Genomic DNA, 6,138 nt, shown 5'->3' with positions numbered 1-6,138 from the left:
AGCGTGGAGCGCCGAGCCGGACCCGTCCGAGCTGGACCGGGTGGTCCGCGAGCTGGACGGTCTCCCGCTCGCCATCGAGATGGCCGCCGCGCGGGCCGCGACGATGGGCCTCGCCGACCTCGGGGACCAGCTGGAGCTGGACACAGCCCGGCTCGAACACCCGGGCCGGGGCACGGCCGCACGGCACCGCACGCTCGCATCGGTGATCGCCTGGTCCTCCGCGCTCCTCGACGACGCCGAGCGCACCGTCCTGGCCGACTGGCCCGTCTTCGCCGGGCCGGTGCGCCCGGCCGACGCGACCGCGGTGCTCGAGGCGGGGGCCGACGTCCCGGACCGTCTCGTGCGGCGATCGCTGCTGGCCCTGGACGTACGCGACGGCCGCACGCGGTACCGCATGCTGCACACCGTGCGCTCCGCCGTGCTGGACGTGGCCCCGGTGCGGCCGGCGCTGCGGCGTCGGCACGCCGACTGGTTCCTCCGCGTGGCCACCGACGCGGACGCCGCGCTGCGCACGTCGGCCGAGCCCGAGGCCTGCGCGCTGCTGTCCGTGCAGGTGGCGGACCTGCGCGCGGCGCACGCGTGGGCGCGGGTGGCCGACCCTGCCCTGGCGGCCCGGCTGTCGGGAGCGCTGCACGTGCACGCCACGGGCACCATGAACGACGAGATCCTGGGATGGGCGGCCCGGCTCGGTCCGGTGCTCGGCGACGACGACCCGTCGGGCGCCGCCGCGCAGGTCTCGGTCGCCGCGCGGCTCGTGGTCGGGGGCGAGCTGCAGGCGGGGGAGCACCGGGCGCGGCAGGCGCTGGAGGTGGCGCCCGACGACCGCGTGCGGATGACCGCGCTCGAGGTGCTGGGCGACGTGGCGCTCTACGACGGCCGGTTGGAGGACTCGGCGGCGCTGGGTCTGCGCATCGTCGAGCTCGCCCGGTCGCTGGATGACCCGCACTACGTGATGACCGGGCTCAGCTACCCGCTCCTGTGCGCGTCCTACGCGGGGCGGCACGACGAGGCGCAGGAGTGGCTCGCCCGCACCCGGGAGGAGCTCGGCCGGTTCGACGACCTCGGCCCGACCGTTCTGGGCAACCTCGCGTACGCCGCGGGCGAGATCGAGATCGAGCACCGTCCGGCGGTCGCCCTTGCGCACCTGGAACGGGCGGCAGCGCTCGCCGAGCAGTCCGGGTGCACCTTCCTCGGCGGGATCGCGCGCGTCTCGGCCTCGTCGGTCCGGGCCCGGCACCAGGACCCGGCGGCCGCGATGCCCGCGTTCGACGAGGTGGTCCGCTGGTGGCTGGTCCGCGCGAACCGCACGCACCTGGTCACCACGCTGCGCAACCTCGTCGACCTGCTCGAGCGGGTCGGTGCCGACACCGCGGCCGCCGAGCTGTGGGGAGCGGTGGTCCTCGGCGGCGGATCGGTGAGCTTCGGCGCCGAGCGCGCGCGGCTCGACCAGGCCCGCGAGCGGCTCGAGAGCCGGCTCGGCGCGGACCGGTTCGCCGAGCTCGCCGAGGTCGGGGCGACCCTCGATCCCGAGACGGCTGCCCGGCACGCCCTGGCCGCGATGTCGGCCGGTCCCTCGTAGCCGTAGCGCTCGGCGCCCGGGTGGTGGTACTGCTGGACAGCCCGGCGGGACGCCGGAGGGAGGACACGGTGCCGGATGGCCTCTCGCACCCGCGGGGCAGCAGGTCTCGTCCTGTTCACGCTCGCCACGGCGCAGTTCCTCATGACGCTGGACAGCTCGGTGATGAACGTGTCCATCGCGCAGGTCGCGGAGGACGTCGGGACCACCGTGACGGGCATCCAGACCGCCATCACGCTCTACACGCTCGTCATGGCGACCATGATGATCACGGGCGGCAAGATCGGGAGCCTGATCGGCCGGCGCAGGGCGTTCGCCATCGGCTGCGTGATCTACGCCTGCGGCTCGTTCGTCACCTCGATCGCCCAGACCCTGCCGGTGCTGATCCTCGGCTGGTCGGTGCTCGAGGGACTGGGCGCGGCGCTGATCATGCCGGCGATCGTCGCGCTCGTCGCCTCCAACTTCGGCACCGCCGACCGTCCGAGGGCGTACGGCCTGGTCGCCTCGGCGGGCGCGATCGCCGTGGCTGCCGGGCCGCTGATCGGTGGGTTCGTCACCACCTACTGGACGTGGCGCTACGTGTTCGCCGGCGAGGTCGTCCTGGTCGTCGGCATCCTGGCGCTCACCCGGAAGATCGCCGACGCCGAGCCGGAGGAGCGGTTCCGCCTCGACCTCGTCGGCTCCGCCCTGTCCGCCCTCGGCCTCGGGCTCGCGGTGTTCGGGGTGCTCCGCTCCGGGGAGTGGGGGKGGGTGCTGACACGCCCTGGTGGGCCGTCCTGGCTGGGGCTGTCACCGACGGTCTGGCTGGTCCTGGCGGGCCTCGTCGTGCTCCGGATGTTCGTCGCGTGGGAGCACCACGTCGACGCGGCGGGTCGAGAGCCGCTCCTGCGCCTGGACCTGCTCCGCAACGCCAGGCTCGTCGGTGGCCTGACGATGTTCTTCTTCCAGTTCATGATCCAGGCCGGCCTCTTCTTCGTCGTCCCGCTGTTCCTGTCCATCTCCCTCGGCCTGACGGCGCTCCAGACCGGTGCGCGGCTCCTCCCGCTGTCCGTGTCGCTCCTCATCGCCGCCATCGGCATCCCGCGGTTCTTCCCCCGGGCGTCTCCGCGCGAGGTGGTGCGCTGGGGCCTGGCCGCGTTGCTGCTGGGCATCGTCGTGCTCATGGGCGCGCTCGAGGTGGGAGCCGGAGCCGAGATCGTCACCGTCCCGCTCCTGCTCGCCGGGTTCGGGGTCGGCGCGCTCGCGTCGCAGCTCGGCGCGGTCACCGTCTCGGCGGTGCCGGACGAGCTGAGCGGTGACGTGGGCGGCGTGCAGAACACGATGACCAACCTGGGCGCGTCGCTCGGCACCGCGGTGGCCGGCTCGATCCTCATCGCGACCCTGACGTCGACGCTCCTGACCGGTCTGGGAGACAACCCGCAGGTCAGCGCCGAGGTCACGGCCACGGCGGAGGTGCAGCTGGCGGGCGGGGTGCCGTTCGTGTCCGACGCCCAGCTGCAGACCGCGCTCGGCGACGCCGGCCTGCCGCCGGACGAGGTCACGGCGATCACCGAGGAGAACGCGGCGGCCCGGATCGACGCACTGCGGGCGAGTCTCGCCGTGCTGGCGATCGTGGCCGCGCTCGCGCTCTACTTCTCCCGCCTGATCCCCACGCTCCCGGTGGGCTCCGAGCCGGTGGCAGCCGCGTCACCACCACCGGCCYGTCGCACCTGAGGCCGCTAGAGCCGGAGGCGGTAGAAGCGGAAGAAGTCGTGCTCCACGGGGAGGATCTCGACGGCCGCGAAGCCCGCCGCGGCGGCGTAGCCCGCGAGCACGCTCGGACGCATGACCGTCCCCGTGCCCACGCCGCCCGGGGTCGACAGCCCGTCGGGCAGGCAGCACAGGATCGAGAACCCGTAGAGCAGGCGCTCGACCAGGTCGCCCGGTGCGGCGAACGTCTCGCCGGCCCGCTCGTCCATGACGAGGACGTAGCCGTCGTCGCGGACCATCTCGCGCATCGCCGCGAGGACGCCGACCGGGTCGGGCATGTCGTGCACGCACTCGTAGGCCATCACCACGTCGAACGCTCCGGACCGGGACTCGCGCAGGTCGGCGGCGTCGACGGTCGAGAACGTGACCCGGTCGTCGACGCCGTGCGCGCTCGCGTGCCGGCGGGCGGCAGCCACCGACGGCTCGTCGACGTCGAACCCCTCGAACGTCGCCGCCACGAACCCGCGGGCCAGCCCGATGGTCGACCAGCCCTCCCCGCTGCCGATGTCGGCCACGCGTGCGGGTCCCCGCAGGCGCGCGTGGAGGTCGGGCAGCGCGGGGACGATCTCCTGGGTGAGCTGGTGGAGGAACAGCGGTCGGTTGAACGCGGCCTGCGCGGCCCGGGCATCCGGTCCCAGCTGGGCCCAGCTGACGCCGCCTCCGTTCCGGTACGCCTCGACGAAGTCGTCGAACCGGCGACCGGCGGCGACCGCGAACCCGGCCAGCGGGGCGGTGTGCGCGGGGCTGTCCGCGTCGGTGAGCACCTCGACGGCTCCGGGGGCGACGTGGAACCGGCGCTCGGTGGGTGCGGCGGCGTCGTCGTCGACCAGCAGGTAGCCGGTGACCGCCTGCTGCTCGAGCCACTCGCGGGCGTAGCGCTCCTGCGTGCCGGTGCGGTGGGCGAGCTCGACGGACGTGAGCGGTCCCTCGTCGATCAGCGCCTGGTACCACCCGAGCGTGCGGCCCAGGTGGAGCGCGAGGACCTCCATGGCGCCGAGGGTGGCCGCGACCACGCGCGTCGAGAACACCTCGACGTCGGCGTCGGGGGCGGGGGTCTCGAACAGGTCGCTCGTGCCGGCGGTGCTGGTCTGCGTGGTCGTGCTCATGGTTCCTCCCGATCGGGTGCGGTGTGCATGACCCCAGGGTGCAGATGCCTCCTCGCAGATCGCTCGCAGCCTGCTCGCGCCGCACGGCATAGTGGCGGGATGGACGACAAGGAGACCCTGCACCGCTACCTGCGGACGCAGCGCGCCAGCCTGCTGAGCAAGCTCGACGGTCTGGACGAGTACGAGATCCGGCGGCCGATGACGTCGACGGGCACCAACCTGCTCGGGCTCGTGAAGCACGTGGCCAGCGTCGAGCTCGGCTACTTCGGAGAGGTCTTCGGCAGACCGGCGGACCGCGAGCTGCCCTGGTTCGCCGACGACGCCGAGGTGAACGCCGACATGTGGGCGACCCCGGACGAGACGCGCGAGGAGATCGTCGCGCTGCRCACCTACTCCGCGACGCACAGCGACGCGACGATCGAGGCCCTGCCGCTCGATGCCGTCGGTGACGTGCCGTGGTGGGGAGACAAGAGGCGCGTGACGCTGCACCAGATCCTCGTGCACATGTGCGTGGAGACCGCACGGCACGCAGGCCACGCCGACATCGTCCGCGAGGCCATCGACGGCGCCGTCGGGCGCGAGGCCGACGACCCCAACATCCCGACGATCGACTGGCCGGCCTACCGGGAGCGCCTGGAGTCCGCCGCACGGCAGGCCGGCTCGACCGCGTGAGTCCGGGGGGTCACCCGGGAACACCCGTGGCTGTCACGGGGCCGGGCTCGCCCGCGTGCACCACCCGACGGGCGCGGCGGAGCAGCCGGATCGCGAGGAGCGCGAGCGGGATGTTGACCATCGCCGGGACGCCGACCCAGTAGGAGGCCGTGAGCACGGCGTACGCCGCCCACAGGCTCTCGGTCGCCAGYAGCACCACCTGGGTGGTGATCGAGATGCCCCCGAGCGCGGTCGGGGAGTGGCGCCGGCGCCACAGGCGGACCGCCTGCGGCCACCACAACGTCAGGGAGCCGGCCGATGCCAGCAACCCGACGTACTCCACGGCGGCGCTCATGCAGAGCAGGGGTGCCCGACGCGCGCGGAGATACCTCAGCCCGGCTCGGGGGCGCGGGCGCGTGCCGGGGTCAGCAGGATGGCGACGCTCAGCACGAGCACCCAGGCGGGGAACAGGAGCCGTGCCCAGGTGATCGTGCCGGCGACCAGCAGGAGCACCAGGGCGACGGCGTAGCCGCTGAACGGGACCCAGCGGGGGACCGCGGCGGTCCGCAGCGCGACGGTGCTCACCGAGAGGGTGAACACGGCCGCCATCCGCATCGCGTACACCGACACGAGCGCCTGGGTGGAACCCCGTCCGAAGGTCCAGATCGCCTCGTCGATGCTCTCGCTCGGGATCATCTGCACCAGGCTGGTCACGGTCACCGCACCCTGGAAGAGCATCGCCAGGAACAGCAGGCCGCTGCCGAGGAAGACGGTGGAGAAGAGCCGGTCCTCGACGTCACCGAGCTGGTCCCGGACGACGCCGATGAACCAGAGGAACGCGATGCCCGCGAACGGCACGAGGTTCAGGCCGATGCGGACCAGGGCCTGGCTCCGGGGGTCGGACTCCAGGGACCGGAGGCTCTCGCCCGCGAGCGCGACCTGCATCATGACGAGGGCGGTGATGAGGAGGACGCCGAAGACGATGCCCGCGACCGCTGCGGACCGTCGGCTGCGCCACCGTCGCGCGGTGACGCCCGGCTCCGGCGTGGTCACGGC

General features: G+C 73.5%; 6 protein-coding genes. 3 read left to right on the top strand and 3 right to left on the bottom strand.

Features of this window, described 5'->3' with window-relative positions:
• The coding region (locus tag AC1DUQ_RS15835) for an ATP-binding protein (protein WP_477074110.1) at positions 1 to 1,579 on the top strand (1,579 nt) is incomplete at its 5' end.
• A gap of 75 nt (positions 1,580 to 1,654) precedes the next feature.
• Positions 1,655 to 3,289: an MFS transporter gene (locus AC1DUQ_RS15830; RefSeq protein WP_477074109.1), complete on the top strand. Its 1,635-nt coding sequence runs from the start codon at positions 1,655 to 1,657 to the stop codon at positions 3,287 to 3,289.
• 5 nt (positions 3,290 to 3,294) lie between these two features.
• Here the strand turns inward: AC1DUQ_RS15830 and AC1DUQ_RS15825 are convergent, their stop codons facing one another.
• Entirely contained in the window at positions 3,295 to 4,431 is a 1,137-nt protein-coding gene (locus AC1DUQ_RS15825; RefSeq protein ID WP_477062888.1) for a class I SAM-dependent methyltransferase, read from the bottom strand.
• A 99-nt stretch (positions 4,432 to 4,530) separates the two neighbouring features.
• On the opposite strand from AC1DUQ_RS15825, the gene AC1DUQ_RS15820 reads away from it, so the two are divergent.
• Complete coding sequence (locus AC1DUQ_RS15820) at positions 4,531 to 5,103, top strand: DinB family protein (RefSeq protein ID WP_477074108.1); 573 nt, start codon at positions 4,531 to 4,533, stop codon at positions 5,101 to 5,103.
• Positions 5,104 to 5,113: 10 nt separating this feature from the next.
• On the opposite strand, the gene AC1DUQ_RS15815 is transcribed toward AC1DUQ_RS15820, so the two are convergent.
• Both AC1DUQ_RS15815 and AC1DUQ_RS15810 read right to left on the bottom strand, forming a co-directional pair.
• On the bottom strand, positions 5,114 to 5,437 hold the full coding sequence (locus AC1DUQ_RS15815) for a hypothetical protein (protein ID WP_477062890.1): 324 nt from the start codon (positions 5,435 to 5,437) through the stop codon (positions 5,114 to 5,116).
• 35 nt (positions 5,438 to 5,472) lie between these two features.
• Positions 5,473 to 6,138: hypothetical protein (locus AC1DUQ_RS15810; RefSeq protein WP_477074107.1), on the bottom strand; the 666-nt coding region annotated here is incomplete at its 5' end.

The sequence above is a fragment of the Cellulomonas sp. P4_B5_2 genome (genome assembly GCF_056402235.1).
This window is presented reverse-complemented; position numbering and strand designations above follow the sequence as displayed.

Excerpts from the sequence above, each read along its gene's own strand:
- AC1DUQ_RS15825 (WP_477062888.1), bottom strand. The coding sequence starts at position 4,431 with ATGAGCACGACCACGCAGACCAGCACCGCCGGCACGAGCGACCTGTTC.